We start from the raw sequence: 23,076 nt of genomic DNA on the forward strand, positions 1-23,076 counted from the left end.
CGTTTCGGCTCGGGGGTGCGGGTGCGGCGGCGCGTGCGGATGCATGGGAGTTGGTCTGGGAGTTGCTCGCGCCCGGGCGGCGGAGCCGCGTGTGTCACGGCCCCGCGCCCCTGAGGGCATGGGCCTGCGGCCAGGCCTTCATCGCCGTCCGACTGCCGTGCCGAGCGGCGCGTGCGTCGTCGGCGAAAATCGCTGTCCGGTCATCGGGGTGTGGTGATAGATACCCGATGTGGCCATGACACTTGAGTTCTCCGACCTGCTGCGGCTGATCGACGAACGGTCGATCGCGTTCCGGGGCGCGGTCGCCGCCGCGCCCGATCTCGACGCGCGGGTGCCGACCTGTCCCGAGTGGACGCTGTTCGACCTGGCACAGCACCTGGGCGGAGGCGACCGCTTCTGGGCCACCCTCGTCGCCGCAGGACCCGCTGACGCTCCGGCGGCCGAGGCGGTCGCCGAGCGCGCCGCCCTGGTGGCGCCACGAGAGCCCGAGGCCCTGTCGGCCTGGTTGGCCGAGTCGACCCAGTTGCTGCTGGGCGCGCTGCGAGCGGTCGGCCCGGACGCCGGTTGCTGGACGTGGTGGAGCGCGGCGCAGTCGCCGCCCACCTCCGGTGGCGTCGCCCGGCACCGGGTCCAGGAGACCGCCGTGCACACCTACGACGTTCAGCTCACCCTGGGGGCTCCGCGGCCGCTGCCGGACGCGGTGGCGCTCGACGGCGTCGACGAGTTCCTGTCCACCTGCTGCGCCACGACGGCCCCCTGGCCGCACAAGCCCGCGACGTTCGACTTCCACGCCACCGAGGGTGCCTCCTGGCGCCTCACGGTCGACGGGGACGGCGCCCGCTCCGACCGCCTGCCCACCACCACCGCCGGTGAGGGCCCGGACGCGGCCGGCGTCTCCGTCCACGGCACGGCAGGAGAACTGATCCTCTTCATGTACGACCGCATCCCGGCAGACGCCGTACGGATCGACGGGGACGCCGGGCTCTTGGACCTGCTTCGCGCCTGGGAACCGGAGGAGTAGTCGGCCAGGAGGCGACGGCCCACCGGAGAGGGTGGTGACGGGCCGGGGACGGCGGGGCGAAACCCCCGGCGGTCACCGGCCCGACAACCACCGGTCCGACAACCACCTGCCCGTGTCACGGACCCGGCTGTCACCGACCCGGCGGTTCGCCGAACAGGTCGACTGCCGTGCGTACCTCCGCCAGCCCTCGCGCGAGCGCGCTGACCGAGCCGATCGCCCCCGCGATCAACAGCAGGGACCGTCGCAACCGCGGGACCTCGGGCATGCCGCTCACGACCATCGCCGCCAGCGCGGCCAACTCGTCCTCCGCGATCCCCCGATCAGGGAACTCGGCAGGATGCGCGGCGAGTTCACGACGCAACCGGGACACGGCGGACCGCAGTTCCGCCACCCTCACATCCTCGCCACTGCCGGTCACTGGCCTCTGCCCCAAGCTCCGCAACCCAGCTCTCCCCCCTCACGCACACCGTCGCGCGCGAGACCCGGCCGCACCCCGTCGCACGACCGGCCGCCCCTGGCGCAGGTCGTCCGCCGGGGGTGGCGCGGGCCAGTAAACGCCAACGGTATGGCGAGCGCCACACCGAGGACCGAAATTCAGCCCCAAGGATTCCCCTACCGGCGGACGCCACCGGCCCCCGGTTGATGGGCACCCGCACGCCGGTTCGGGTATGCAGGGCACATGACACACGACCACCGGGGGCCCGCAGGCCGAGACGACGCGGAGACCGCAGGTCAGGACGACCGGCGGACAGGAGGGCGCAACGACCGGCGGGCAGGAGAGCGGGACGACCGGCCGCCTGCGGGCCGAGGTGACCGGCAGACCGCACACGACGGCGACCAACCGGCCGCCGAGCGGGGCACACAGGCCGCCGGCCAGGGCGTACACGGCGGCGGACAGGCCGTCAGCCAAGGCGCACCCGGCGGCGGACAGGCCGTCGACCAAGGCGCACCCGGCGGCGGACACGCCGCCGGCCAGGGCGCACAGAGCGGCGGCCCGTCACCCCGTATCGCCGCGCTCCTGCTCGCCGCGGGCGGCGGGCGGCGGCTCGGGGGGCGCCCCAAGGCGCTGCTCCCCCATCGCGGGCGCCCCCTGGTCGAACACGCGGTCGCGGTGCTGCGGGCGGCCGGCTGTTCGCGGATCCATGTGGTCCTCGGGGCGGAGGCGGCGACCGTACGCGCCCGGGCCGAACTGCCCGGCTGCGTCCTGGTGGACAACCCGCGGTGGGCCGACGGCATGGGCTCGTCGCTGCGCGCGGGACTGGAGTCGCTCGCCGGGACGGGCGCCGAGGCGGCACTGGTGTCGCTCGTGGACCAGCCGGGCATCGGACCGGAGGCCGTGGCCCGGGTGCTCGCCGCGTACCAGTCGGCCGGCGCGGGCAAGGCGCTCGTGGCCGCCGCCTACGGCGGGGAACGGGGCCACCCCGTCCTCTTCGGCGCCGAGCACTGGGCGGGCATCGCGGCGACTGCCACCGGCGATCGGGGGGCACGTGCCTACCTGAAGGCGCACGCGGAGGAGATCACGCTCGTCGAGTGCGGGGACGTGGCGCGGCCCTACGACATCGACACCGAGGCCGACCTCGCCCATCTCGAATGAGCGGTGCGTGAGCGGAGTGGCACCCAGCGCCGCCTTGACTCGACCCGGAGAATCTCGACATCAACAAAACATTGAACTTCCACCATGAGGAAACTAGTATCCACTGTTCAGAAGCGCTCTCGTGACCCAAGGGCGCTCCCAGCCCTACCCGGGTCGACTGACACCCGGTGCCACGCCCGCTGAAGGAAGTGACAGCTCATGTCCGCACCAGCGCCGTCCCCGCTGGCCATCGTCGACGCCGAGCCCCTGCCCCGCCAGGAAGAGATCCTCACCGACGCGGCCCTCGCCTTCGTGGCCGAGCTGCACCGCCGGTTCACGCCCCGGCGCGACGAGTTGCTCGCCCGCCGGGCAGAGCGCCGCGCGGAGATCGCCCGCACCTCCACGCTCGACTTTCTCCCGGAGACGGCCGCTATCCGCGCCGACGACTCCTGGAAGGTGGCCCCGTCGCCCGCCGCCCTGGACGACCGCCGGGTCGAGATCACCGGCCCCACCGACCGCAAGATGACCATCAACGCGCTCAACTCGGGCGCCCGGGTGTGGCTCGCGGACTTCGAGGACGCCTCCGCCCCGACCTGGGAGAACGTCGTCCTGGGTCAGGTGAACATGGCGGACGCGTACACCCGGAACATCGACTTCACCGACGAGCGCACCGGCAAGTCGTACGCGCTGCGCCCGAACGAGGAGCTGGCGACGGTCGTCATGCGCCCGCGCGGCTGGCACCTGAACGAGCGTCACCTCGTCGACGCCGACGGCACGCCCGTGCCCGGCGCCCTCGTCGACTTCGGCCTGTACTTCTTCCACAACGCCCAGCGGCTGCTCGACCTCGGCAAGGGCCCCTACTTCTACCTCCCGAAGACGGAGTCGCACCTGGAGGCCCGCCTCTGGAACGACGTGTTCGTCTTCGCCCAGGACTACGTCGGCATCCCGCAGGGCACGATCCGCGCCACGGTGCTGATCGAGACGATCACGGCCGCGTACGAGATGGAGGAGATCCTCTACGAACTCCGCGACCACGCCTCCGGGTTGAACGCGGGCCGCTGGGACTATCTGTTCTCCATCGTGAAGAACTTCCGTGACGGCGGCACCCGGTTCGTCCTCCCGGACCGCAACGCGGTCACGATGACCGCCCCGTTCATGCGGGCGTACACCGAACTCCTCGTCCGTACCTGCCACAAGCGCGGCGCGCACGCGATCGGCGGCATGGCGGCGTTCATCCCGTCCCGTAGGGACCCCGAGGTCAACAAGGTCGCGTTCGAGAAGGTCCGCGCCGACAAGGACCGCGAGGCGAACGACGGCTTCGACGGCTCCTGGGTGGCACACCCCGACCTCGTGCCGATCGCCATGGAGTCCTTCGACAAGGTCCTCGGCGACAGGCCGAACCAGAAGGACCGGCTGCGCGAGGACGTCCATGTCGAGGCCGCCGACCTGATCGCGGTCGACTCGCTCGACGCGAGGCCCACCTACGACGGCCTCGTCAACGCCGTCCAGGTCGGCATCCGCTACATCGAGGCGTGGCTGCGCGGCCTCGGCGCCGTGGCGATCTTCAACCTGATGGAGGACGCGGCCACCGCGGAGATCTCCCGCTCCCAGATCTGGCAGTGGATCAACGCGGGTGTCGAGTTCGAGAACGGCGAGAAGGCCACGCCCGAGCTGGCCCGCAAGGTCGCCGCCGAGGAACTGGCCGCCGTCCGCGCCGAGATCGGCGAGGACGCCTTCGCCGCCGGCCACTGGCAGCAGGCCCACGACCTGCTCCTCCAGGTCGCCCTCGACGAGGACTACGCGGACTTCCTGACGCTGCCGGCGTACGAGCGGCTGCGCGGCTGAGGCCCGCCGGACCTCACCGCTCCGAGTGGCCCAGGGTCTTTCCCGGGGCCACTCGGTCGCGTACGAGCTTCTTCACCGCCGTCGGCTCGGGGAATCCCTGCTCGCGGCGGTCCCAGACGACCTCGTCGTCGACCCGGACGACGAAGACGCCACCGGTGCCGGGCCTGAGGGACAGCTCCGTCAGCTCGGCCTCGAACGTCGTGAGCAGCTCCTGGGCGAGCCAGGCGGCGCGGGGCAGCCAGCGGCACTGGGTGCAGTACTCGATCGACACGCGCCGGGGGGCGGGGGACGCCGTGCCGGTCGCCGCGTCCGTCGTGTCCGTGCTGTCCGTCATCCGAGATGCACCGACCAATCCTGTTCCGCCGCCGGTTTGCCGTGCAGATCGGGGACCCGCTTGAGCCAGTCCGGGCGGCCTTGCTGTGTTCTCGCCGCGCGGAGCGCCTCCTCGGCGGCGAGTTCCTCCCGGGACGGGAAGTCCGTGGGGAGCCAGGACGCGGAGGCCCGCACGCGCGCGTGGAGGTAGTCGACGTACGCCGTGCGCGCCTCGTCGGGCGTCGCGAACCCGTCCTCGGCGGCCAGCCAGGCGTCGGGAATCTCCGCCACGATCCGCCGCAGCAGGCTCTCGGTGACCTTCGGCGCCAGCTCCGCGTCGGCGGCGCGGACGTCGGGTGCGTAGTGGCCGAGGGCGTGGTGCCGGAAGTCGTACGCCTTCGCGGGGTCCGAGGCGTCCCAGCGGTGGTGGAAGACGAGGGCGGCGCCGTGGTCGATGAGCCACAGCCGCGGGGGGACGGTGCCGAGGGTGGGCCAGACCATGAGGTTCGAGCTGTGGACCGTACGGTCGACGTTGACAGTGAGGGCGTCGAGCCAGACGATCCGGCCCGCCTCGACCGGATCCACGGGGAACGCCTTGGCGACCTCGGGGGTGAAGTCCTTCGCCCCCGGCAGATAGTCCATGCCGAGGTTGAGTCCCGCGCTCGCCCCGTGCAGCTCCCGTACCTCCTGGTGGGGCTCGTCGTCGGCGATCGCCGGGTCGAAGTGGACGAGGACCAGCTCCGAGAACCGCAGCCCGAGCGCTCGCGCCAGCTCCCCCACGATCACCTCGGCGACCAGCGCCTTGCGGCCCTGCGCGGAGCCGGTGAACTTCACGACGTAGGTGCCCAGGTCGTCGGCCTCGACGACGCCGGGGACGGAGCCACCGGAGCGCAGGGGCTCGATGTAGCGGGTGGCGGTGACCTCTCTCAGCATCTTCAAAGGCCCCACAGCTCCCTCCTCCCCAGCAGTCCGTCGACGGCGGTGCGCCCCACCGGCGCGGCCGCCGGGCTTCCGGCCTCCGGCCTGAAGTGAGCATTGTAACCAAGCGTGATCGGAGGGAGGTGGTTCAGCACGGCTCCGGATCACGGAAGGCCCCCAGCCCCCTGAGGATGAGATCCAACCCGAAGGAGAAGATCTCTTCGACAGGCACCGGCAACGCCTCCGCGATCGAGAGGACAGCGGGGAACTGTGCCGGATCCATCCCCCGCGGAGCAGCGACCGACCCCCCGTTGCGCCGCCCACCGCCGCCGTTCTCATGGTTGAGCTGTATCGCCAGGCCACATACGTAGCGAGCCGGCGTCACATACGCGCGCGCGTGGCCAGTGAGGCCTCGAATCCCGCCTTGAGCGGGACCGCGACACAGCGTGCCCGCAGCGCCATCGCGTGGGGGCCGACGGGAGTCTGCTCGGCCAGCAGCCGGGCGGCGTTCCCGTGCCGACCCAAGGCGCCGAACATGGCGTGTGCCACCGCCCTCAGAAACTGCTGCCAGCTCACCGAGGCCAGTTCACGGTCGTCCAGCTCGACGAGGCCGAACATGTGGTCCACGACCTGCGCCACGAGCTCTGCCCGGTTGCCGAAATGCCGGTACAGCGTCGCCGTACCCGAGCCCAGGCGCTCGGCCAGGGCCCTCATCGACAGCGCCTCCGCTTCCTCCTCGTCGACGATCCGGTCCGGTGGGACCGGCGGACGACCGGCAGCGCGGCGCACCGACTGATCCGTCTCCTCGCTCAGGACCACCGTGGTCGTCACACGCGGGGGCTTCCTCTTGACACGGCCACGATATCGGTAACAGTGTATCCATTATGAGTACCTGGTCTGAGCCCCAGCCCGATTCCCGGTTCGTCGAGGTGGACGGCCTGCGGATCCACTACAAGCGTGCTGGGCACGGCCCGGCACTCGTGCTGCTGCACGGCAGTGCCTCATCCCTGCAGCACTTCGACCGCGCGACGGATCTGCTGTCGGATTCGTTCGATGTCATCCGTCCCGACCTGCCGGGGTTCGGGCTGACGGGCCCGCGCAAGGACCGCGACTACCGCGTCCCGGCGTACGCCGCGACGGTGGCGGGCTTCGCGGAGGCGCTGGGCGTGCCGCGCTACGCGTTGGCCGGCAATTCCCTGGGCGGCAACATCGCCTGGAACGTCGCGCTGGATCACCCGGAACGGCTGACCGGCCTGGTACTGGTCAATGCCACCGGCTATCCGGAGAAGACGGTGCCCGCGGGGATGCGCCTGACCCGCAACCCGCTGGTGCGGCCCCTGCTGAGGCGGGTGATGCCGCGCGGGGCACTCGAACGCAACCTGCGCGCCGCCGTCGGGCCGCACTCGCGGATCGTGGACGACGCCATGGTGGACCGCGCCCATCAGCTCATGAGCCGCCCCGGCAACCGCTCGGCCTTCGTCGACTTCTGCAACACCGACCAGCCGGACCGCAGCGCGCGGATCCCCCGCATCACGGTGCCCACGCTGGTGCTGCGCAGCGCGAGCATCGACGGCCAGCACTTCGCCCGCGACATCCCCGGCGCCCAGGAGCTCGTCCACCCCCACGGCGGACATCTGCTGCCGGAGGAGGAACCGCAGTGGGTCGCGGACGCGATCGCGAAGTTCCTCGGCTCCTGCGCCGACACTCCCGCGAACTGAGGGCAAGGAGGCCCGTTCCATGAAGTACTTCGTCGCCTCGGGCGAGGACCGCAAGCTCACCGCCGACTCGCGCAAGGCGCTGCGCGGCAGTTTCATCGAGCTGTCCGACGGCGTCACCCACTACGAGTTGACGGGGCCCGAGGACGGGGATGTGGTCCTGATGGCGGGCGGTCTGACCATTCCGCTGTTCTACTGGGACGGCCTCGTCGGCGAGCTGCACGCCCGCGGGCTGCGCACGCTGACGTGCAGCGCCTACGGCCGCGGCTACTCCGACCGGGTCGAGGCGCGCTACGACGAGGCGCTGTTCACGCGGCAGCTGGCCGAGCTGACGGACCGGCTCGGCCTGACGGCGCGGCCCCTGCACCTGGTCGGCACCTCCATGGGCGCGCTGGTCGGCATGACGTACGCCGCCCAGTACCGCTCGTCGGTGTCCACGCTCACCATCGTCGGGCCCGCCGGTCTCGCGAAACCGCGGCTGGCCTCCCCCCACCGGCTGCTGCGCAGCGATCTGCTGGCCGGAGCGGTCGCCCGCCGTCGCGGTCTTCAGCTGCTCCAGGGGCACCTCGGGCACAACGTCCGCGACCCCGAGCTCGGCGCGAAACTGACCGAGATGGTCCTCGACGCCTTCCACTTCGAGGGCTCGCTGTACGCGGTCTTCGACACCCTCCAGCACCTGCCTGTCGCCGGCCGTGACGACCTCTTCCGGCGGACGGGAGCCCTGGGCATTCCGACGCTGCTGCTGTGGGGCGACGAGGACAACGTCACGCCGCTGGCGCACTTCGACACAGCGCGCGCTCTGCTGAAGCCTCAGAAACATCACGTAATTACCGAATGCGGGCACATGGCCCCCTTCGAACGGCCTCGCGACGTCGCCGATCAGCTCGCCTCGTTCGTGTCCGCCCGCACCGAAAGGCTCGACTCATGAACAGTCCGCAGGCCATCGACGTCCTGATCATCGGCGCCGGCCCCTCGGGCTCCGCCTTGGCGATCGACCTCGTACGCCGTGGACTCGACGTCCGGATCGTCGACAGGTCCCCCCACGCTTTCGACGGCTCGCGCGCCAAGGGCATCCAGCCCCGCAGCCTCGAAGTCCTCGAAGACCTCGGCGCTCTCGACGACGTGCTGGCCGGCGGCGACATCTATCCCAAGCTCGGGATCCACGCAGGGCCCATCGGTGTGCCGTGGAAGATGTTCCCCCACAAAGAGGCGACCCCGGACGTCCCGTACCCGAACACGTGGCTGATCCCGCAGTTCCGCACGGACCGCGCCCTGCACGCCCGGCTCAGTGAGCTCGGCCGCGGGGTCGAGTTCGGCAAGGAGCTGACCGAGCTGACGCAGGACGAGGACACGGTGGTCGCCAAGGTGGTGGGCGCGGACGGGGTCGAGGAGATCGTCGCCCGCTATGCCGTGGGGGCCGACGGCGGCTCCAGTGTGGTGCGCAAGCAGCTCGACATCGGTTTCGCCGGGACGACGGACGAGGCCGACCGCGTGCTGATCGTGGATGCCTCCGTCAGTGGCCTGGCCCGCAACCGGTGGCACATGTGGCCCGGCCTCGGCGGCAAGCTCATCGGCGCCTGCCCGCTCCCCGACAGCGACATGTTCCAGTGGATGATCCGGCTCACGCCCGACGAGAAGCCGCCCCAGGAGATCGGCGCCATCATCGACCGGATCCACTCCCACACCCGCAACCGGCACATCCAGCTGCACGAGATCCATTGGACGTCCGTGTTCCGGCCCAACATCCGTCTCGCGCAGCACTACGGCCGCGGACGTGTCTTCCTCGTCGGCGACGCCGCGCACGTCCACACCCCGGCCGGTGCCCAGGGCTTGAACACCGGTATGCAGGACGGCTACAACCTCGGCTGGAAGCTCGGCCAGGTCCTCGCCGGAGCCGACCCGGCCCTGCTGGACACCTACGAGGCCGAGCGGCAGCCGATCGCCGCCGGGGTCCTGGGACTGTCCACGGAGAAGTGGGGCGGCCTCGCCAGGCTCGACCCCTCCAGCATGAAGCGCGGCAAGGACGAGCAGCAGCTCGCCCTGACCTACTACGGCGGCCCGCTCGCCCCCGCCGGCGGCGACAGCGGCGGCACCAGCACGCTGCACGTGGGCGACCGCGCCCCGGACGCCCGACTGCTCGGCGCCGACGGCGCCGAGACCCGCCTGTTCACCCTCTTCCAGGGACCGCACTTCACCGCCATCGCCTACGGCCCCGGAGCCGCCCGGGACCTCGAACTCCTCGACTGGCCGACGACGGGCGCCCGGCTGGGGCGGCTCACCGTCGGATCGGCCGCGGGCGACGGCCGCGCCTTCTCCGACCCCACGAACACGCTGCGGAGTGCCTACGGCCTGACCGGCGACACGCTGCTGCTGATCCGTCCCGACGGCTACATCGGGCACATCGCCACTCGGGATTTCCTCACCACCACACAAGCCGCCGTGCGGGCGATGACGCCGCAGGCAAGGAGCCGCACCATGTCCCAGCCGAGCCACACCTCCCCCGGTTCGGGGGCCACTGAATGAGCCGCATACTGCTGCGCGAGGCGCAGGTCATCACGATGACGCCGGACCGGCCGGACGCCGAGCAGGTCGACATCCTCGTCGACGGTGAGACCATCGCCGCCGTCGGCGAAACCATCGAGGCGCCCGACGCCGAGGTCGTCGACTTCTCCGGCCGCGTCCTCATCCCCGGCCTGGTCAACGCCCATCTGCACACCTGGCAGACCGCGCTGCGCTCCGTGGGCGCCGACTGGACGCTGATGGAGTACCTCACCCACCTGCACGGCGAGTGCGTCGGTCAGTACACCCCGGCCGACATGCACATCAGCAATCTCGCCGGCGCCCTGAACCAGCTCAACTGCGGTACCACCACCGTCGGCGACTGGTGTCACAACGCCCTGTCGCCCGAACACGCCGACGCGGCCGTCGAGGGACTGGTCCGGGCCGGGATCCGCGCCGTCTTCCTGCACGGCACGCCCTACCGCTCGCCGGACACACCCCACCCGCTCGCCGAGATCGACCGGTTGCTCGACGGCCCCGTCCGCGACCACGGCCTCCTCACCCTGGGCATGGCACTCCAGGGGCCGCAGTACTCCTCCGCCGAGACCGCGGTGGCCGACTTCCAGGCCGGCGCGGAACGCGGCCTCGTCGTCTCGATGCACCAGAGCGGCGGCGAACCCTCACCCGGCTGGGAAGCCGTGCGCAACGCCGGGCTGTTCAGCCCCCTGACCAACGTCGTGCACGGATCCGACCTGCCCGAGGACTGGCTGAAGACGCTCGTCGAGGCGGGTGTCACCTTCACCGCCACCCCGGAGAACGAACTGGGCCAGGGACACGGCACACCCATCACCGGATCCCTGCTGCGCCTGGACGCGGCACCCTCCCTGGGCACGGACATCGACACCGCCGTACCCGGCACGGTCCTCACCGCCGCCCGGATCGCCCTGGCCCACCAGCGCGGCCTGGACCACGCCCACCACCGGCGGACGACCGGCATGTACGCCAACACACCGTCCGTCACCGGCAAACAGGCGCTCGCCTGGGCCACGGTCGAAGGAGCGAAGGCACTGGGCCTGGCGGACAAGGTGGGCCGGATCGAGGTGGGCATGCAGGCCGACCTGGTCGCCGTCGACGCCCGGGCGCTCAACCTGTGGCCGGCGCACGACCCGGTCGCCACGGTCCTGCACGCCGACATCGCCAACATCGAAGCCGTGATGGTCGCCGGCATCTGGCGCAAACGCGATCACGTCCTGCTCGCATCCGGCCTCGACGAGGTCAAGGACCAGCTACGCGAGTCCGGAGAGCGGCTGCTGCGCGGCATCATGCCCGCGGGCTCTCCCGGCTGACCTACCGCAACGGCCCCCACGCAGGAACCGCGCGCCGACGCGCACGACACCCGTCCTCGTCGGCGCGATGGCCACGCGCCCTCAGAACCGCACCCCGCGGCCTCGTTCCCCCAGCGACCGCACGCGGAGGCGATCACCAACCTGTCCGTCCGGGCTGGGCAGTTGACCACGCCAAGGTCTGCGAAGGCAGCCGCAGCCCGCGACGTAGTGGCCGGGACGGTCTTGCGGGTCCCAGCCCTTCGTACTGCCGCTCGACAGGGCCGATGGCGCGAGCCGGCCCGCTATCGCCGCGGCCTCTTGTCCGGCCGAACCTCACCTCTCTCGCCAGTCGGGCGCTTGTTTCCTCAACCGATCGTCCGGACCTTTGAGCGTGAAGAGCGCCTTCTCGACGACGTTGCAGGCACTGGATGGCGCATCATCGGCTGGGGCGACCCCCCAGGGAAATCATTGTCGCCTCGCGGCCAGCACCTTGCAGAGACTGTCTTGCGGGCGACTTTCGTGACTTTCGCCGAAATGGGACGGCGTCCGACACGCCCTGACGCAAGGTCTGACGTCCTGGAGGACGTTGAAGGTGTCGCCCGCCCCTTGTTCCGGCGCAAGCCCATCCTCCTCGTTCGTCCAGACAACTACGTCTACGCGAGCCTGTCTCGCGAGCGCCTGGAGGAGGTCCTGGATCAGTTGGCGCGGCAGATCGCGCCCGGATGGGGCGCAACGTCGTAGCTCTCGTCCCGTCATCTTTTCCTCCGCGGGGACGCCACCCAAGGCTGTCCACCCCGGCGACCCGCCAGGAGGGTGCACCGATACTCGCGATCAGGTGCGGAAGCGCGGAGCCGATGGTCAGGGCGGCTGTCAGGGTCCCGGAGGCACGCCCGCGGACCGGAGGCGGTCAGCCTCGCCCTCATGGGATACACCGCGGCCAGGCTCGCGCCCGTGAGCGCCCGGAGTGCGATTCCGGCCCCCCGGGCCGTGGGCCGCCGTCGCGAGCGCGAGTGTCGACGCGGCGGCGCCCAGGGCACCTGCGGCAAGCGCCAGGCGCGGGGGCCGACGGTCGGCGAGACGGAAGACGCTTGAGACAGTCGCGCCCAGTACGAACCCGATATGGACCGAGGTCGTGAGCCACACGACCTCACCCGTGTTGCGCCGCCACTCTGCCGCCAATGCCGGGCTGATCGCGGTGCCCGAGAGACACACCGACAGCCCGAGGACTTGCACGAGCGCGAAGGATCACCACCCCCCGTGCATCGAAGGCTCGCTGCTCCACCTCGCACGAAGGCGACTACGCCTGCTTCACCGGAGACTTGCCCTACACCCTCCTCAGCGGCAACAGCAGCGCACGCGGCGCTCTCCTGAGGCACTGCCCGGCCGATCGCGCGCCCGCATCCCCTTCCTCCTGATCGGTGGCTGATCTCCGCCGCAAACCCCGTGCTGCCGGAGGGAGTACAACGATGCAGCCGTTCCAGCGCAGAGCACCGGAGTATCGAGTCAGGAGACCTGACCTCTCCTCAACCTCACGCCTCCGCAGGCTGTGTCGTACCAGGAGTTCGGAAGCAGCTGCTGGTCGGTGTGCGACACCGCTCTCGAACAGCGGGGCGAGGGATCGCCCGACGTCGGCTGAAGATCGCCTCTCACCCGCTCAGGAGGCCGCGGACCGCACGATGGCGCGGGCCGCGGCACGCCCCTCGGGAGCGGGGACGAGCGGGTAGACATGGACCGCCCCGTCGCACACGATGACGTTCACGGCCACCCCTTCCGCAGCAGCCCGTTCTTCCAGGCGCCGGACGTCCGGGTAGAACAAGTCGCGAGTGCCGATGTAGACGTCGATGGGCGCCAGGGGGGCAAGCGGGCCATTGACGGGACTGAGCCGGGGTTGGGCGGGGTCGTCCCCGCCTGCCCAGCCACGTCCTGCCGCGAGCAGGCCGCTGGTGGTGAGAAAGGGATCTCGGGCTTCGACCTCGGGAATCGTGGGGTTGGTCAGCGTCAGATCCAGCCAGGGGGAGATCAGTACCACTCGGGCCGGCTGGGGCAGACCCGAGCCGACCAGGCTCTGCGCCACGCCCAGAGCCAAGCCCGCGCCGGCGGAGTCGCCCATGATCGTGACCTGGCCGGCGTCCAGGTCGCTGAGCAGTTCGCGGTAGACGGCAGTGACGAAGGGATACGCGTCACGGTAGGTGTACTTCGGCGCCAGCCCGTAGTGCGCCACCTCGACCCGTACACCGGCATCCGCGAGCTGCGAGATCAACTGCCAGTGCTGGGGCGAGAGGTGTTTGATGTAGGCGCCGCCGTGCAGATAGACGACCGCTCGCTCCGCCCGGCGCCCGCGCGGACTGACGGTGTGGCATGCGAACCCGTCGATGCTGCGCGATCTCACGTCGTGCCGCTGTACCAGTTTGGCGGGCGGACGAGGTGGCTCCTTCGACGCAGCCACGGGGTCCGGGGCCGTCTTGCCCTTAAGGGCCAACCGCATGAACGCGGCGACTACGTGCATCTGGGGACTGCTCATGTCCGGCTCTCCTTCTTGGCACCGCGATGCCGTCAGCTTCTCGGAGGTTGTCACATGTGCAGGACCGGTCTGACCAGCCCTGCTCCGTAGGCGAAAGCCACCGCCTGGACGCGGGTCCGGGCAGCGATCTTGGCGAGGATGCGACTGACGTGTGACTTGATCGTGGTTTCGGCCAGATGCAGGTCCTCGGCGATCTCTCCGTTGCTCCGACCCGATGCGACGCGGGCGAGAACGTCACGCTCGCGTCTGGTGAGGTGGTGGAGCCGGCCGCTGTCGTCGTGGTTCCGGTCCGGGACGGGACTGTGCAGGCGGTGAGCGAAGGTGTCGAGGAGTCTGCGGGTCAGACCCGGCGCGATGACGGCGTCGCCGACGAGGGTCAGTCCAGGTTGTCGTTCGAGGATCATGCGCACGGCAAGGCGTTGCAGGGGCTCGTCGTCGACGATCAGCGGGGTGGTCATGGTGCTGGTTCTTTCGGGGAGGGGGATGGAGCGGCGGTACGGGTGTGTACGGCGCTCCCCGAGTACGCGCCCTACTCGTGGGCGATGTGTGCGCGGTGTTCGGCGAGTACGTCCAGTCCGAAGTCGGAGGTCAGGTCTCGCCACACCGAGTGGGCGTGGTTGGCGTACCGCTGGGTGTTGTCGTACTCGATGAGAACGCGAGGGTCCTGCACCCGGTAGTAGTGCGGTTCCCCGGCGTCCGTGCTGCCCGCCCAGCCGAAATGCACCGCGTCGAGGACGGTGTCAGAGGCGTAGTGGGTGTCGTAGGCGTCTGCGAGGAACTCGGGTGCCCGTCCGGTGTAGAGGGTGACGAGTCGGCGCAACAGGTGCCGCTGCTCGTTGTTCAGGTCGCGACCGCCGATGCCTCCGGGGGGAATCGTGATGGCCACGCGGGCGTGATCGTTCTCGGTGTATCCGCTGCCCGCTTCCGCCCGGCGGTCGATGTCGTTGACAAGCCGGTCCAGCTCAGGGTCGGCGAACCGGCCGCGCCACAGGTCCTGCATGTGCATCATCGTGTCGCCGTGTTCGACGCGTGGGCGGTTGCCGGAGACGATGTCCGAGACCGCTGACGGGTGGAGCAGGGCGCTGTGGAGTTGGCCCGGGTCCAGACTGCGGACCAGTTGGCGGGCCGTCTCCTCAGGGCCTTGCAAGGGCCGCAGGGTGCCTCCGATCAGCTCGGTCGTGGCCGGGTCGGCACCGATGAAGCAGGGGGTCGTGGAGACGAGCCGGCCGGCGACGACGAGGTTGTTCAGGGAGATGTGGTGGCCACCGAACCGCCATGCCCAGACTCGGTCGCCGGGGCGGCCGAAGATCCTCAGCCAGTACAGGCCGGGGTCCCGTCCGCGCTGCCGGCCCCAGTGGACCCGCCACCCTTCCAGCTGGTCCAGGACGTTCTCCAGTCCCATCACGGTGGTGACCGTGGCGTAGCCCGGGACGGACAGTCCGGTGGCCACCAGTCGCATGGCCAGGCTCTGTTGGCGGGCGTTCTGGTCCCGGACGGCGAGCCCGCCGTGTTCGGTGGGGGTGTAGAACCAGCGCAGCCGCTCGGCCTCCGCATCCGGGTGGAGCGGGGAGTCGTAGGCGGCGAGCGGGAGTTGGTCCTCGCTCAGGCTGTCCAGCCAGGCGGTGGCAGTGTCGGCCATGGCGGCCGCCGCCTTCTCCCGCCCGGCTGCCAGGGCGGCGGCGGGCACGGTGCCCTCTCGGTCACCGGTCACCGGTGGACTCCGGGTCCTCGGAGATGTCGAGCATGACCTTGATGGCGTTGCCCCGGCGCTCGGCGTAGGTGTCGAACGCCTCGGCGACGTCCGGCAGCCCGAAATGGTGGGTGACCAGTTCCGCGGTGCGCAGCCGACCCCGGGCGGCCAGGCCCACGGAGCGGGCCAGCGAACCGGTGCCCTCGCCGCGGACCGTCCGGATCGAGATGCCGTTCATCACGGCGTGGTTGAGGTCGGCCCGTACGGGCTCTTCGAAGAAGCCGACGAGGACGACCTTCCCGGACCGCTTGGCCATGTGCAGCGCGTCGTCCACCGCGCTCGGGGCGCCGGAGCACTCCAGGACGATGTCGGCGCCGATCCCGTCGGTCGCCTCCCGAACCGCCGCTACGGCGTCCTCCTCCCGGGAGTTGACGACCAGGTCCGCGCCGAAGGACTTGCCGATGGCGAGCCTGGCTTCCCGCGTGCCGGCCAGGGCCACGGTCCTGGCCCCGAGTTCACGTGCGACCTGTACCGCGAGCAAACCTATCGGTCCTGGGCCGATCACAGCGACCGTGGATCCGACGAGCAGGGCGTCGAGCACGTCGAAGGCGTGCATCACGGTGCCCACGGTGGTGAGGACGACCGCGGCGTCGAAGTCCACGGTGTCCGGCAACCGGTGGAGGGTCGCCACGTGGTTGAGCGCGTACTCCGCGAAGCCCCCGTTGACGGTCATCCCCTGCACGCGGTGCCCGGTGTGCCGCAGGCCGTAGTTGAGGCAGTCCGTGTAGGCCCCGGCCAGGCAGTTGGCGCAGCGCATGCAACCGCGGTGGGCTTCCGTCACCACCCGATCGCCGACCCGGAGCTCGTCCACGGCGCTGCCCACCGCGGCGACGACGCCGGCGTACTCGTGGCCGGGTACGAACTCGCCCGCGGCCGGGCCGCCGTCCTTGAAGAAGTGCCGGCTGCGGATCTTCAGGTCCGTTCCGCACAGGGACGCCCTGCGGACGTGTACCAGAACGTCTTCCGGTCCCACCCGCGGCACGGGCAGCGTCGTGACGGCGAGGGTGCCGGGCTCGCACAGCACAGCGGCCTGCATGGTTTCCGGCAAGGACATAGGGGCCTCCGATTACGGCCATGAACATGCGTCGGGAATCGACGGGCCGAAACGGCCCTGTTCCCCACCTCATCCTGCACGCCGGAAACGCCTATTCCCTATGCGCGGCACATAGGCATCCCTTATGCATGTCGCGAGAGATTCCTATTGGATACCCACCACAGCCTCGTGGCAGTGTCATGTGGAAACGACGGACGTAGCCGTCGGCCGTACGGTCGGGGAACGGGGCCACCGCCCAAGGAGCGAAGCTGTGGATCTGGGAATTTCGGGCAAGACCGCGCTCGTACTGGGCGGAGGTGGGGGTCTCGGCGGCGCGATCGCCCAGACACTCGCCGCGGAAGGGGCCGCTGTCGCCGTCGCGGACATCAACCCACAGGCCGCCGAGCGCACCGCCGAGGCGGTGGCCGACGCGGGCGGGAAAGCCGTGCCCCTGGAATGGGACCTCGCGGACCTGGGCGCGATCGACCAGCACCTCGCGGCAGCCGAAGGGGCGCTCGGTCCCGTGGACATCCTCGTCAACAACACGGGAGGGCCGCCGCCCTCGCCGGTTGCGGGGCAGGACCCTGAACTCTGGCTGAAACACTTCCAGTCCATGGTGCTGTCCGTCATCGCGATCACGGACAGGGTCGTGCCGCTGATGCGGAGCCGCGGCTGGGGCAGGGTCATCACCAGCGCCAGCTCGGGGGTGATCGCCCCCATCCCCAACCTGGGGCTGTCCAACGCCTTGCGGGGCAGCCTGCTCGGCTGGTCCAAGACGCTGGCCCGGGAAGTCGCGGCCGAGGGCGTCACCTGCAACGTGGTCGTTCCGGGACGGATCGGCACCCAGCGGACCAAGTTCCTCGACCAGGCCAAGGCCGATCGGGAGGGCAGGGCCGTCGCGGAGACGTCCGCCGAGAGCGTCGCGTCGATCCCTGTGGGCCGCTACGGCGAACCGCGGGAATACGCAGCCGCCGTCACCTTCCTCGCAAGCGCCCAGGCCTCTTACATCACAGGCTCGGTCATTCGCGTCGACGGCGGACTCATCGCCAGCCTCTGAAAAAGACATCGGATTTCTGAGGAGGCAGAACAATGGCACCCCTGGACCGCAACACCCATGGCGTTTTCGCCATCGCGCCAACGCCCTTCAGCGAGGAAGGCACAATCGATTTCGACTCACTCAGCCGACTCGTCGACTTCTACGGTGACGTCGGCGTCACCGGACTGACCCTCCTGGGCCAGATGGGCGAAGCACCCAAGCTGTCCCACGAGGAAAGCGTGCGCATCGTCCAGCAAGTCATCAAGCGCACCGATCTGCCGATCATCGTGGGCGTCTCCGCACCCGGCTACGCCGCCATGCGGGCTCTCGCGGTCGACGTCATGTCAGCCGGCGCCGGCGGCGTCATGATCGCCCCGCCGAACACGCTGCGGACTGACGACCAGATCGTGAGCTACTACGAGGGAGCGGCGGGCGCCATCGGCGCGGACGTGCCGTTCGTGATCCAGGACTATCCGCTGTCGTTCTCCGTCGTCATGTCCCCTGCCGTCATCGCCCGCATCGCGAACGCCGCGCCCGGGTGCGTGATGCTCAAGCACGAGGACTGGCCGGGCTTGGAGAAGATCAGCGCACTCCGGCAACTCGAAGCCGATGGAGCGATGCCCCGCCTGTCGATCCTGTGCGGAAACGGCGGCCTCTTCCTGGACTTCGAGACCGAACGCGGAGCCGACGGAGCGATGACGGGCTACTGCGTTCCCGAGCTCCTCGTCGACGTGGTGCGCCACACCACGGCCGGCGACCGTGACGCCGCCCATGACGTCTTCGACGCCCACCTGCCCCTGCTGCGCTACGAACAGCAGCCGGGCATCGGCCTGGCCGTGCGCAAGTACGTCATGAAGCGCCGCGGAATCCTGGCCTCCGACACCCAGCGCAAGCCCGGGTCCGTACTCTCGGCGCGTGCCCGCACCGAGGTCGACTACCTGCTGTCCAGGCTCACCCGCAAGGACAGCAGGGTCGCACTCTTGGCATGACGCACAGGCGACACGCCTCAGCACAGCGGTACGGCACCACGTAACTTGATCACATGCAGCTACGTCAGCTGGAGTACTTCCTCGCGGTCTGGGAGGCGGGCTCCTTCAGCGGAGCGGCTGCGCGGCTCTATGTCACCCAGCCTTCGCTCTCCCAGCAGATCGGGGCCCTGGAGAAGGAGCTGGGCGCGGTCCTGCTGGAGCGCGGTCGGCAAGGGGTGACGCTGACTCCCGCGGGCCGTGCCTTTCTGCCCCGTGCGCAGGACGTCGTCCGTGCGGTTCAGGACGCGCAGGACTCGGTGCGCGAGGTGGTGGAGGGCCGTCAGGGCGACGTCCACGTCCTGACCGTACGGTCCGTCGCCTCGGGGATCCTGCCGCCGTCCGCGGCGCGCTGGCACTCGACGTACCCCTCCACCGTGCTGAGACTGCACGACTACTCCCACCGCCGGGACCTCGAAGAGGCCATGCGCAGCGGCCAGGGCGACATCGCGGTCGGTCCACGGCCCGACCCGTGGGAGGGGCCCGTCATCTCCCTGGGATACGAGGAGATGGTGGTGACCGGCTCGGCCGAATACCCGGCGGGGACAGCGGCTGATCCGGCCGAACTGGCCGCAGCCGACTGGGTGCTCTACGAGCGGGAACAGGGCATGAGCGAAGTGGTGGACCGCCTGACAGGGCACCTCGGGTTCACGCCGCGCGCCGTCGCCCGCACGGGCCAGGTCTCCGCGGCGCTTCTGTTCGCGGTCGAGGGAATCGGCGTGACGGTGACACCGGAGAACGCGGTGCCGCTGCGCTGGTCGAGGCACGCCCGGCGGATCGGGCCCGGCTGTTTCCGGGAGCTGGTGGTGTTCAGCAGAAAGCCCCCCTCCCAACTGGCCGAACGGTACCGGGACATGCTCACCCGTTTGGAGCTGCCGCTCACTGCTGAACGGGATCTGCCCGAAGAGGCACTCCGCTTCTAGCGGCAGGATGCCGTCCGGTGCGGGCCGCACCGATGAGCGCCATGTGGTCCTCGACACGAGCAGTCACAGCCGCCTGCATCCGCCACAGCCTGGACGGTGCCCTGGGCGAACCCGTGCCGGGCGATCAGCGATCACGGAGGCAGCGGCGTCGGTCAACGCACCGTCCACCTCCTCGCCGCTCACCTTCGCATTTGACTTCACGATGAGAGGTGACCATTCTGGTTACACCATAACCGAAATGGTCACCCCGAAGGATGTGCGCACCATGACGAACGACGACGAGCCCGCAGGAAGCAGGCTGGGGCCGCGGTTGTGGCTGCCCCCGGCAGTCATCGTCACCGTGGTCATGGCTGCCCTGGCAGCGTTGTATCTGGGGTCGACGGTCAACTCCTCCCAAGAGCTCAACGACTTTCCCGTAGCGGTCGTCAACGCCGACACCGGAGCCACCACCCCATCGGGGCAGCGCATCGACGTCGGCGAGCAGATCTCCGACAGCCTGCGCAAGGGGGTCGACGACGACAATTTCGATCTACGCTTCGTCAGCCTTGCCGCAGCGAAGGAGGACATGGGCAAGGGGAAGCTCTACGGCGCGATCGTTCTGCCCTCGGACCTGAGCAGGAAGCTGGTGGCTCTCACGGAGAGCGCGGCGACCGGTGGGGCCGCACAGCAGCCCGCGGTCACCGTGTACACCAATCCCCTCGCGAACACTTCCAGCGCGTCCGTCGTCAATTCCTTCGCTTCTCAGGCGCTGGCCGAGGCGAACCAAACGGTGGGCAAGCAGCTGCTTGCCACCGCGACGCAGGCCGGGGACAAGGCGGCATCCGGCAGCCAGTCCGTCACAGGAACGGCACGCATCGTTCTGTCCGAACCGATGCTGGTGCACGTCACGCCGTTCAAGGAGGTTCCCGACGGGACCGGCGGCGGCCTCTCGGCCTTCTACTACGCCCTCCTGCTGGCGCTGGCCGGGTTCACGGGCTCCCTGATCGCCACCAATCTCGTCGACTCCCAGCTCGGTTTCACTCCGTCGGAGATCGGGCCGCTCTACCGCATGGAAAGCCCCTCTGGTCGCAGCCGCCTGGCCACCCTTGTTCTGAAGTGGGGAATCATGGCGGGTATCGCGGTGCTCGTCAGCAGTGTCTATCTGGGGATCGCGGACTGGACCGGCATGCCGCTGGACCATCCAGGGGAGCTGTGGCTGTTCAGCGTGCTGAGTATCTCGGCCGTCGCAGTGGTCGCCCAGGCGGTTCTCGCCCTGCTGGGCGGTCTGGGCATGGTGGTCAACCTCTTCCTCTTCGTCGTGCTGTCGATCCCCAGCTCCGGGGGTACGACACCGCTGGAAGCCATGCCCCCCTTCTTCCGCTTCCTCAGCTCGTTCGAGCCCATGCACCAGATCTATCTGGGTACGCGCTCGATTCTGTACTTCGGAGCCACCTGGGACTCGGGGCTGGCGCGTGCCGTGTCGGCCTCCGTGATCGCGCTTGTCCTCGGCCTCCTCGTCGGGGCCCTCGGTACTCGTGCCTACGACCTCAAGGGGCTGACCAGGAAGCACAGCGCCCCTGCCGCCGCCGGGCAGTGACGGACAGACTCCGCTGGGGAGGTTCCACAGCATCCCCGTAGGCTCACCACGAGCGGTTGCTCAACTCGTCTGCCGCGGGCACTGCAGCGTTGGGTGCCCGGGGCGGACGGCTTTCCTCGCGCGGGCACCGGTGGGCCGGTTCGGCCGGCGCATTCACCCTTGGCCGGGGCCGGCGGGTCGATCACGAGTCCCTGACAGCCTCGCTCCATGCCGCCCGGGATGACACCGTGGGCGGGCGGCCTCACATCCGCATCGTCCTGGCTGGTCAGGCGTCGTCGCGCAGCTGGGCAAGCCCGCTGAGAAGAAGTTCGAGTCCGAAGGAGAACTCGTCCTCGATCGGAACGGGCATCGACCCGGCGACGGTGACCGTTGCGGGGAACGAGGCTGGATCGACGCCCTGAAAGACGGCGGACAGTTGCGCGTCGTCGAGTTGCCCGCCGCCGCCGTGACCGTTGGACTGTATGGCGAATCCGAGAACGTAGCGGGAGAGGGTGGCAAAGGCGTGCGCGGCCAGTCGCGGCGGGAAGCCGCTGTCGAGCAGCGCCGCGACACAGTGTTCCCGCAGCGCCATGGCGTTCGGCCCCAGGGGGATCTCTTCGACCATCAGGCGCGCCGCGTTCCGGTGCCGGGCCAGGGCCTCGAACATGGTGTGCGCGACCGTCCGCAGCGCTTGCTGCCAGCCCATCGCGAGGAGTTCGTCGCCCTTCAGTTCCACGACGCCGAACATGCGGTCCACGACATGGGCGACCAGCGCTGCCCGGTTGTCGAAGTGCCGGTACAGCGTCGCCGTGCCCGAGCCCAGGCGCTGGGCCAGCGTCCGCATCGAGAGAGCGTCGGCCCCTTCATCGTCCACGATCCGCAGTGCGGTAGAGACGATGCGCTCCAGCGGCACGGGCGGACGCCCCGGGCGCCGAGCCGATGCCTTGGTCGCTCGCACAGGACCAGCTGCTGCCACTGAACGTCCACCTCCTCGGCCAGCACCATAACAGCAACACCGTATCCAGTATGAAGATCGCCGGTTGGGCATGGAGCGACGGCGCCCCCTCCGGTCAGCCCATCGACGACCGCTCGTCCGAGGTCAGCGACCGCTCCGATACCGTCCTGGACGTCACCCGGACTGTCCGCTGGTCGAGTTGCCTCGGCAACGAAACCACCGTCGTCCCCGTCCCAGGCGCCCTCCACGACGTCCTGCTGTCCCGCCACAAGCCAGCGAACACGCCTGCACCGTGATCGGCGACTGGCTGCACCGGCAGTAGTTGTCTGCCGCCGTGCCGCACGGGCACCCAACCCCGGCCGAACTGCACAAGTGACGCAGCATTGCCTCAGCCGACGCTGCGCACTGGTCGCCGGGCCCGTTGTTCCGTAATGCGGCGCCGGCTACCCGTCTCAGTGACTCAATCACCCGTGCGGGCATCGCCGTTGCCCCTGTGGCCCAGTGCGCCAAGGCCCGCGGCGATCACCACATCGGTGCGCTCGGTCCACCTGGCCTCACGGTTCGCCATCATCGTGACGGTCACAGCACCGATCGCGGACACCACCCGCACATGCCGTTCCTCATCGGTCCAGACATCGGGATCGAAGGCTTCCATCAACATGCGCTGCGCCCCGGACAGGCGCTCCATGATCTCGGGCTCTCGCGTCAGCCAGAAGGCTCCGGCCATGAGCGCACCAGTCCCCGGCCACTCCTCGATCAGCTCGACCAGCGCACCGAGCAGGGCGGCATCCCGCTCGAACCCGACCGGGAGGCCCTCACCCGCAGCCGCCACTCGCGCGGCATGTTCCTCCGCGCGAGCCACCACGGCGTCCTGGATCCGCTCCTTCGAGCCAAAGCGCTTCAGCACAGCCGCCTTGGAGTAGCCGGCACCGTCAGCGATCGCCTGCACGGGGCCCTGAGCGAACCCGTGCCGCGCAAACACGAAGGCCGCCACGTCGATCAGGGCACGATCGATCTCCTCGCTGGTGGGCCTCACGGTTGACTTCATGACCGAAGGTTAACGTTTGGGG

The 23,076-nt window shown here is 69.9% G+C and carries 23 protein-coding genes; 13 read left to right on the forward strand and 10 right to left on the reverse strand.

The window, feature by feature from the left end; translation table 11 throughout:
• Window positions 1–235 precede the first annotated feature (235 nt).
• A complete protein-coding gene (locus M8J73_RS06150) occupies window positions 236–1,021 on the forward strand; it encodes a maleylpyruvate isomerase family mycothiol-dependent enzyme (protein WP_055536841.1) in 786 nt (261 codons plus the stop codon).
• A 130-nt stretch (window positions 1,022–1,151) separates the two neighbouring features.
• On the opposite strand, the gene M8J73_RS06155 is transcribed toward M8J73_RS06150, so the two are convergent.
• Window positions 1,152–1,439, reverse strand: a complete 288-nt coding sequence (locus M8J73_RS06155) for a DUF5955 family protein (protein ID WP_055536842.1) — start codon at window positions 1,437–1,439, stop codon at window positions 1,152–1,154.
• Window positions 1,440–2,027: 588 nt separating this feature from the next.
• Here M8J73_RS06155 and M8J73_RS06160 point away from each other — a divergent pair.
• On the forward strand, window positions 2,028–2,615 hold the full coding sequence (locus M8J73_RS06160) for a nucleotidyltransferase family protein (protein WP_055536874.1): 588 nt from the start codon (window positions 2,028–2,030) through the stop codon (window positions 2,613–2,615).
• Between the two features lie 198 nt (window positions 2,616–2,813).
• Window positions 2,814–4,439 (forward strand): malate synthase A, encoded by a 1,626-nt coding sequence (gene aceB, locus M8J73_RS06165; protein ID WP_055536843.1) that lies wholly within the window; start codon window positions 2,814–2,816, stop codon window positions 4,437–4,439.
• 13 nt (window positions 4,440–4,452) lie between these two features.
• Here the strand turns inward: aceB and M8J73_RS06170 are convergent, their stop codons facing one another.
• From M8J73_RS06170 to M8J73_RS45195, 3 genes are all read right to left on the reverse strand, one after another.
• Entirely contained in the window at window positions 4,453–4,773 is a 321-nt protein-coding gene (locus M8J73_RS06170; RefSeq protein ID WP_055536844.1) for an Rdx family protein, read from the reverse strand.
• The gene (locus M8J73_RS06175; protein ID WP_055536845.1) at window positions 4,770–5,684 is read right to left on the reverse strand and encodes a HipA family kinase; all 915 of its coding nucleotides are present in this window, start codon (window positions 5,682–5,684) and stop codon (window positions 4,770–4,772) included. The genes M8J73_RS06170 and M8J73_RS06175 overlap by 4 nt, the downstream gene beginning before the upstream one ends.
• Before the next feature lie 366 nt (window positions 5,685–6,050).
• Window positions 6,051–6,500: a TetR/AcrR family transcriptional regulator gene (locus M8J73_RS45195; protein ID WP_308408335.1), complete on the reverse strand. Its 450-nt coding sequence runs from the start codon at window positions 6,498–6,500 to the stop codon at window positions 6,051–6,053.
• Between the two features lie 53 nt (window positions 6,501–6,553).
• On the opposite strand from M8J73_RS45195, the gene M8J73_RS06185 reads away from it, so the two are divergent.
• The 5 genes from M8J73_RS06185 to M8J73_RS45880 all read left to right on the forward strand — a co-directional run bounded on the left by M8J73_RS06185 (window position 6,554) and on the right by M8J73_RS45880 (window position 11,949).
• Window positions 6,554–7,387 (forward strand): alpha/beta fold hydrolase, encoded by an 834-nt coding sequence (locus tag M8J73_RS06185; RefSeq protein ID WP_055536846.1) that lies wholly within the window; start codon window positions 6,554–6,556, stop codon window positions 7,385–7,387.
• Window positions 7,388–7,406: 19 nt separating this feature from the next.
• Entirely contained in the window at window positions 7,407–8,312 is a 906-nt protein-coding gene (locus M8J73_RS06190; protein ID WP_055536847.1) for an alpha/beta fold hydrolase, read from the forward strand.
• Window positions 8,309–9,907 (forward strand): FAD-dependent oxidoreductase, encoded by a 1,599-nt coding sequence (locus M8J73_RS06195; protein WP_055536848.1) that lies wholly within the window; start codon window positions 8,309–8,311, stop codon window positions 9,905–9,907. Before M8J73_RS06190 ends, M8J73_RS06195 begins: the two co-directional genes overlap by 4 nt.
• The gene (locus tag M8J73_RS06200; RefSeq protein WP_055536849.1) at window positions 9,904–11,229 is read left to right on the forward strand and encodes an amidohydrolase family protein; all 1,326 of its coding nucleotides are present in this window, start codon (window positions 9,904–9,906) and stop codon (window positions 11,227–11,229) included. The genes M8J73_RS06195 and M8J73_RS06200 overlap by 4 nt, the downstream gene beginning before the upstream one ends.
• Before the next feature lie 207 nt (window positions 11,230–11,436).
• Complete coding sequence (locus tag M8J73_RS45880; protein ID WP_492012101.1) at window positions 11,437–11,949, forward strand: hypothetical protein; 513 nt, start codon at window positions 11,437–11,439, stop codon at window positions 11,947–11,949.
• Between the two features lie 913 nt (window positions 11,950–12,862).
• On the opposite strand, the gene M8J73_RS06205 is transcribed toward M8J73_RS45880, so the two are convergent.
• The 4 genes from M8J73_RS06205 to M8J73_RS06220 form a co-directional block, all read right to left on the reverse strand.
• Window positions 12,863–13,729, reverse strand: coding sequence for an alpha/beta hydrolase fold domain-containing protein (locus M8J73_RS06205; protein WP_055536850.1), 867 nt, complete (start codon window positions 13,727–13,729; stop codon window positions 12,863–12,865).
• Between the two features lie 50 nt (window positions 13,730–13,779).
• Complete coding sequence (locus M8J73_RS06210) at window positions 13,780–14,187, reverse strand: response regulator transcription factor (protein WP_055536851.1); 408 nt, start codon at window positions 14,185–14,187, stop codon at window positions 13,780–13,782.
• A 71-nt stretch (window positions 14,188–14,258) separates the two neighbouring features.
• The gene (locus tag M8J73_RS06215; protein ID WP_240500901.1) at window positions 14,259–15,440 is read right to left on the reverse strand and encodes a DUF3500 domain-containing protein; all 1,182 of its coding nucleotides are present in this window, start codon (window positions 15,438–15,440) and stop codon (window positions 14,259–14,261) included.
• Window positions 15,430–16,533 carry a zinc-dependent alcohol dehydrogenase gene (locus tag M8J73_RS06220; RefSeq protein WP_063799143.1) on the reverse strand — a complete coding sequence of 368 codons (1,104 nt, stop codon included), beginning with the start codon at window positions 16,531–16,533 and terminating at the stop codon, window positions 15,430–15,432. Before M8J73_RS06220 ends, M8J73_RS06215 begins: the two co-directional genes overlap by 11 nt.
• A gap of 250 nt (window positions 16,534–16,783) precedes the next feature.
• Between M8J73_RS06220 and M8J73_RS06225 the strand changes: the two genes are divergently transcribed.
• From M8J73_RS06225 to M8J73_RS06240, 4 genes are all read left to right on the forward strand, one after another.
• Window positions 16,784–17,569 (forward strand): SDR family oxidoreductase, encoded by a 786-nt coding sequence (locus M8J73_RS06225; RefSeq protein ID WP_055536853.1) that lies wholly within the window; start codon window positions 16,784–16,786, stop codon window positions 17,567–17,569.
• A gap of 32 nt (window positions 17,570–17,601) precedes the next feature.
• Window positions 17,602–18,537 (forward strand): dihydrodipicolinate synthase family protein, encoded by a 936-nt coding sequence (locus tag M8J73_RS06230; RefSeq protein WP_055536854.1) that lies wholly within the window; start codon window positions 17,602–17,604, stop codon window positions 18,535–18,537.
• 53 nt (window positions 18,538–18,590) lie between these two features.
• Window positions 18,591–19,496: a LysR family transcriptional regulator gene (locus M8J73_RS06235; RefSeq protein WP_055536855.1), complete on the forward strand. Its 906-nt coding sequence runs from the start codon at window positions 18,591–18,593 to the stop codon at window positions 19,494–19,496.
• Between the two features lie 238 nt (window positions 19,497–19,734).
• Window positions 19,735–21,072 (forward strand): YhgE/Pip domain-containing protein, encoded by a 1,338-nt coding sequence (locus M8J73_RS06240; protein WP_055536856.1) that lies wholly within the window; start codon window positions 19,735–19,737, stop codon window positions 21,070–21,072.
• A 265-nt stretch (window positions 21,073–21,337) separates the two neighbouring features.
• Here M8J73_RS06240 and M8J73_RS06245 read toward each other — a convergent pair whose 3' ends face one another.
• Window positions 21,338–21,964 carry a TetR/AcrR family transcriptional regulator gene (locus M8J73_RS06245; protein ID WP_055536857.1) on the reverse strand — a complete coding sequence of 209 codons (627 nt, stop codon included), beginning with the start codon at window positions 21,962–21,964 and terminating at the stop codon, window positions 21,338–21,340.
• Window positions 21,965–22,077: 113 nt separating this feature from the next.
• On the opposite strand from M8J73_RS06245, the gene M8J73_RS06250 reads away from it, so the two are divergent.
• Window positions 22,078–22,302: a hypothetical protein gene (locus M8J73_RS06250; RefSeq protein ID WP_157873031.1), complete on the forward strand. Its 225-nt coding sequence runs from the start codon at window positions 22,078–22,080 to the stop codon at window positions 22,300–22,302.
• A gap of 164 nt (window positions 22,303–22,466) precedes the next feature.
• On the opposite strand, the gene M8J73_RS06255 is transcribed toward M8J73_RS06250, so the two are convergent.
• Window positions 22,467–23,054 carry a TetR/AcrR family transcriptional regulator gene (locus M8J73_RS06255; protein ID WP_079054648.1) on the reverse strand — a complete coding sequence of 196 codons (588 nt, stop codon included), beginning with the start codon at window positions 23,052–23,054 and terminating at the stop codon, window positions 22,467–22,469.
• Window positions 23,055–23,076: the final 22 nt, after the last annotated feature.

This window comes from Streptomyces neyagawaensis (assembly GCF_023516595.1).
In the GTDB taxonomy this organism is placed as follows: domain Bacteria; phylum Actinomycetota; class Actinomycetes; order Streptomycetales; family Streptomycetaceae; genus Streptomyces; species Streptomyces neyagawaensis.

Bases quoted from the DNA above. Each gene is read 5' to 3' on its own strand.
- M8J73_RS06150 (WP_055536841.1), top strand. From the start codon at position 236: ATGACACTTGAGTTCTCCGACCTGCTGCGGCTGATCGACGAACGGTCG.
- aceB (WP_055536843.1), top strand. From the start codon at position 2,814: ATGTCCGCACCAGCGCCGTCCCCGCTGGCCATCGTCGACGCCGAGCCC.
- M8J73_RS06170 (WP_055536844.1), bottom strand. From the start codon at position 4,773: ATGACGGACAGCACGGACACGACGGACGCGGCGACCGGCACGGCGTCC.
- M8J73_RS06175 (WP_055536845.1), bottom strand. From the start codon at position 5,684: ATGCTGAGAGAGGTCACCGCCACCCGCTACATCGAGCCCCTGCGCTCC.
- M8J73_RS06185 (WP_055536846.1), top strand. From the start codon at position 6,554: ATGAGTACCTGGTCTGAGCCCCAGCCCGATTCCCGGTTCGTCGAGGTG.
- M8J73_RS06190 (WP_055536847.1), top strand. From the start codon at position 7,407: ATGAAGTACTTCGTCGCCTCGGGCGAGGACCGCAAGCTCACCGCCGAC.
- M8J73_RS06195 (WP_055536848.1), top strand. From the start codon at position 8,309: ATGAACAGTCCGCAGGCCATCGACGTCCTGATCATCGGCGCCGGCCCC.
- M8J73_RS06200 (WP_055536849.1), top strand. From the start codon at position 9,904: ATGAGCCGCATACTGCTGCGCGAGGCGCAGGTCATCACGATGACGCCG.
- M8J73_RS06205 (WP_055536850.1), bottom strand. From the start codon at position 13,729: ATGAGCAGTCCCCAGATGCACGTAGTCGCCGCGTTCATGCGGTTGGCC.
- M8J73_RS06210 (WP_055536851.1), bottom strand. From the start codon at position 14,187: ATGACCACCCCGCTGATCGTCGACGACGAGCCCCTGCAACGCCTTGCC.
- M8J73_RS06220 (WP_063799143.1), bottom strand. From the start codon at position 16,533: ATGTCCTTGCCGGAAACCATGCAGGCCGCTGTGCTGTGCGAGCCCGGC.
- M8J73_RS06230 (WP_055536854.1), top strand. From the start codon at position 17,602: ATGGCACCCCTGGACCGCAACACCCATGGCGTTTTCGCCATCGCGCCA.
- M8J73_RS06235 (WP_055536855.1), top strand. From the start codon at position 18,591: ATGCAGCTACGTCAGCTGGAGTACTTCCTCGCGGTCTGGGAGGCGGGC.
- M8J73_RS06240 (WP_055536856.1), top strand. From the start codon at position 19,735: ATGGTCACCCCGAAGGATGTGCGCACCATGACGAACGACGACGAGCCC.
- M8J73_RS06250 (WP_157873031.1), top strand. From the start codon at position 22,078: ATGAAGATCGCCGGTTGGGCATGGAGCGACGGCGCCCCCTCCGGTCAG.
- M8J73_RS06255 (WP_079054648.1), bottom strand. From the start codon at position 23,054: ATGAAGTCAACCGTGAGGCCCACCAGCGAGGAGATCGATCGTGCCCTG.